General features: G+C 61.9%; 3 protein-coding genes. All 3 read right to left on the reverse strand.

Annotation, left to right across the window (positions count from 1 at the left end; all coding sequences use genetic code 11):
- On the reverse strand, positions 1 to 804 hold an 804-nt coding region (locus tag BRAS3843_RS17600), incomplete at its 3' end, for an ABC transporter permease (RefSeq protein WP_035982007.1).
- The gene (locus BRAS3843_RS17605) at positions 801 to 1,787 is read right to left on the reverse strand and encodes an ABC transporter permease (RefSeq protein ID WP_008970325.1); all 987 of its coding nucleotides are present in this window, start codon (positions 1,785 to 1,787) and stop codon (positions 801 to 803) included. The genes BRAS3843_RS17600 and BRAS3843_RS17605, both read right to left, overlap by 4 nt.
- A gap of 106 nt (positions 1,788 to 1,893) precedes the next feature.
- Complete coding sequence (locus BRAS3843_RS17610; protein WP_008970326.1) at positions 1,894 to 3,492, reverse strand: ABC transporter substrate-binding protein; 1,599 nt, start codon at positions 3,490 to 3,492, stop codon at positions 1,894 to 1,896.
- Between the last annotated feature and the right edge of the window lie 392 nt (positions 3,493 to 3,884).

The raw sequence follows: 3,884 nt of genomic DNA on the forward strand, positions 1-3,884 counted from the left end.
CATGCCCGAGCCGAGGAATGACAGCGTCGCCTCGGTAATGATGGCGAGCGCGAGATTGATGGTCGCAATCACCAGCACCGGCCCGGTGGTGTTGGGCAGCACGTGGCGCAGCAGGATCACGGGCGCAGGCAGGCCGATCAGCTGCGCGGCCGCGACGTAGTCCTTGTTCTTCTCGACCATCACCGAGCCGCGTACCGTGCGCGCATATTGTACCCAGAAGCTCAGCCCGATCGCGACCACCAGCACGGCCAGCATGCTCGCCGAATCCAGGCGGTTGCCGAACACGGATTTGACGATGCCATTGACCAGCAGCGCAATCAGGATCGCAGGGAAGGTGAGCTGCACGTCGGCGACGCGCATGATGATGGTGTCGATCACGCCGCCGAAATAGCCAGCGATCAGCCCGAGCCCGACGCCGAGCGCGCCGGAGAACACGACGCCGAGCACGCCGACGATCAGCGAAATCCGCAGGCCGTAGAGGATGGCCGACAGCACATCGCGGCCCTGCTCGTCGGTGCCGAGCAGGAATGGACTCTGACCATCAGCGGTCCAGAGCGGAGCGATCCGCGAATTCATCAGTTGCAGCTGCGCCGGGTCGAACGGATTTTGCACCGCGAGCAGGGGGGCGAAGATCGCAAGCAGGAACAGCAGGAGCGTGACAACGGCTGCGACCATCGTGAGCTTGGAGCTGCGAAACGCGTAGAACAGGTCGCTCGCCAGCGCCCGCCTCATCCAGCCGTCGGCTGCAACCGGCCCATGATCGGCGGTTCTGTCAGGGTGATCTGGCACGACGGCGTCGCTCATGATGATGCAGGCCGGCTGACGGTCGCGCGCAGACGCGGATCGACCACGGTGTAGAGGATGTCGACCACCAGGTTGATGGTGACGAACATCAGGGAGACCATCACGAGATACGCGGCCATGATCGGGATATCGACGTTCTGCACGGCCTGAACAAACAACAGGCCCATTCCCGGCCATTGAAACACAGTTTCGGTGATGATCGAGAAGGCAATTACCGAGCCAAATTGCAGGCCTGCCACGGTGATCACGGGAACCAGCGTGTTGCGCAGCGCATGGCCGAAATGGATGGCGCGCGTCGTTAGTCCCCGCGCGCGGGCGAAGCGGATGTAGTCGGTGCGCAATACCTCCAGCATCTCGGCTCGCACCAGCCGCATGATTAGCGTCATCTGAAACAGCCCGAGCGTGATCGACGGCATGATCAGGGCCTTCCACCCCGAGATCGTGAGAAGGCCGGTTGTCCACCAGCCAAGTCTCACCGTGTCGCCGCGGCCGAAGGATGGCAGCCAGCCGAGCGTGACCGAGAACAGGTAGATCAGCAGGATACCGATCAGGAAGGTCGGCAGCGAGATCCCGATCAGTGACACGGCCTGCAGGAGTTTCGCCAGAAAGGAGTCACGCCGCAACGCGGAATAGACGCCCATCAGAATGCCGACCACCAGGGCGAGGATGGTGGCGCAGATCGCGAGCTCCAGCGTCGCCGGCAAGCGCTCCTTCAGCAGGTCCGCCACCGGCTGGCGGAATTGGTAGGACACGCCGAAATTGAATTGCGCTGCGTTAGTCAGGTAACGCGCGAACTGCACGATGACGGGGTCGTCGAGGCCGAGCGACTTGCGGATGTTGGCGCGTTCGGCTGCGGAGGTGTCGATCGCCACGATCTGGCTGACGGGGTCTCCGACGAACCGGAACATCGCAAAGGAGATGATGCCGACCGCGATCATGACGCCAACAGCCTGGATCACTCGGCGAAGCGTGAAGGCGAGCATCTGGTTCTTAGCTTTCTCCAGAAAGCGCGGCGGGTAGCACCGCGCGTCGCAAATGAAAAGCCCCGAAAAGCAGGTCTGCTTGACGGGGCTTCCCGGTCATTGCCACCTATTCGGACTTGGTAGCCCAGTACAGCAGCACTTGGTTATCGGCACGCTGCGTCAGTTTCACCTTGTTTGAGACACCCCAGGCCAGGGCCTGCTGGTGCAGCGGGATATAGGCGTAGTCCTTGATGCCGATCTGGAAGGCCTGCTTGATCAGCTGATCGCGCTTGGCCGGATCGGTTTCGACCAGGACCTTGTCGGTGATCGCGTCGAACTCCTTGTTGCAGTAGCCGCCGAGATTGGATTCGCCCCGGGTCGTATCCTTGGCGTCGTCGCGGCAACCCATGAGGTCGTGCAGCACATTGTGTGAATCCTGCGAGGAGGGCTGCCAGCCGAGCATGTAGAACGAGGTCTTGTAACCGCCGGGCTTCAGCACCTTGGCGAAGAACAGCGCCTTCGGCTGAGCCAAGAGATCTACTTTGACCCCGATCCGGGCCAACATGCCGACCACCGCCTGGCAGATTGCCGCATCGTTGACGTAGCGGTCGTTCGGGCAGTCCAGCGTCACCTCGAAGCCATCAGGATAGCCGGCTTCGGAGAGCAGCTTCTTGGCGGCGTCCACATCGGGCTTTTCCCGCGTGAAGTCCTTCGACAGCGAGAACAGCTCCGGCGCAATCATCAACGCCGTCGGCGTCGACAGGCCGCGCATGACGCGGGACTTGATCAGGTCGACGTCGATCGCCTTGAAGAAAGCCTGGCGGACCCTGATGTCCTTGAACGGGTTCTTGCCCTTCACGTTCGAGTACAGGAGTTCGTCGCGGCTCTGATCGAAACCAAGAAAGAGGGTCCGCAATTCCGGCCCGGACAGCACCTTGGCAACGCCGCTCGCATTGACCCGCTGGATATCCTGGATCGGCACCGGTTCGATGACGTCGACTTCGCCGGACAGCAGGGCCGCGACACGCGTGGCGTCTGAGGCGATCGGCGTGAAGACGATCTCCTTCAGGTTATGTTCGGGCTTGCCCCACCACTTCGGGTAAGGCTTGAACACGGTCTTCACGCCGGGCTGATGGTTCTCGATCGTGAACGGTCCAGTGCCGTTTTCATTGAGCGAGGCGTAGCTCGGTGTAGTTGCCGAGGCGGGCGTCGGCGCCACGGCGTTGTGCTCTTCGCACCACTTCTTGTCCATGATCAACCAGCCGTCCCATTGGCTGATCAGGATGGGATTAGGAGAAGACAGCACGACATCGACGGTGAAATCGTCGACCTTGATGAACTTGGCGTCGGGCGGAATCACGCTGGTGAAGTTGGAACCGGTGGCGCGCACCCGTGCCGCGGAAAAGATCACGTCATCGGCGGTGAAGGGATCGCCATTGTGGAACGTGACGTTGTGGCGCAGGTGAAAGCGCCAACGGGTCGGCTCCGGAGTCTCCCAGCTTTCAGCGAGCGCCGGAATGGTTTTCAGGTTCCTGTCCCGGGCGACGAGACCCTCATAGACGTGCGACTGATGCGCGGTCGTGGTGGTTTCCCGCAACGTATACGGGTCGAGTGATTTCAGGTCGCCCTGATTGGCATAGCGCAGGCTTTGGCTCGATGCCGGCTCGGTGACGAATGCGAGCAGCGAGAAGGTGATCGCTGCGAGAAGAGGGTGGCGTACAGCCATATGGTCAAATACTCCGCTTGAGCCGCTTGTGTTTTCGGCAGTCTGACGAGCGAGCGCCCATCCTTGTTGATCTCACAAACGTCGCAGCGCCTCCTGAGTGGACTTCGGAAAGGCAACAGGCGCGCGCATGCGAGATGCCGCGGTTTGTGCCGCACCGTCTAACGTCGCACGCCTGCAAGACTGGTGCCGGTTCGGGGCAGCCGTTCCAGCGCGAGCGTTTGCGGGCAGTTCAGGCCGGACGCACTCCGACATTCCGCATGTTGCAGAGTTCTTGAGGCTCGGACAAGCCCCGCTTTGACGATGCGCCGGGGTATATGGTTAGCTGCCGCATCGGGGATCGCAGCGCAGCAGGACAGCGATTGCCGTAGTCGAGCGACGACCGAGCCCGGCAG

It is taken from the genome of Bradyrhizobium sp. STM 3843, assembly GCF_000239815.1.
Classification (GTDB): Bacteria; Pseudomonadota; Alphaproteobacteria; order Rhizobiales; family Xanthobacteraceae; genus Bradyrhizobium.

Coding starts and splice junctions, on each gene's coding strand:
- BRAS3843_RS17610 (WP_008970326.1), bottom strand. CDS start 3,492: ATGGCTGTACGCCACCCTCTTCTCGCAGCGATCACCTTCTCGCTGCTC.
- BRAS3843_RS17605 (WP_008970325.1), bottom strand. CDS start 1,787: ATGCTCGCCTTCACGCTTCGCCGAGTGATCCAGGCTGTTGGCGTCATG.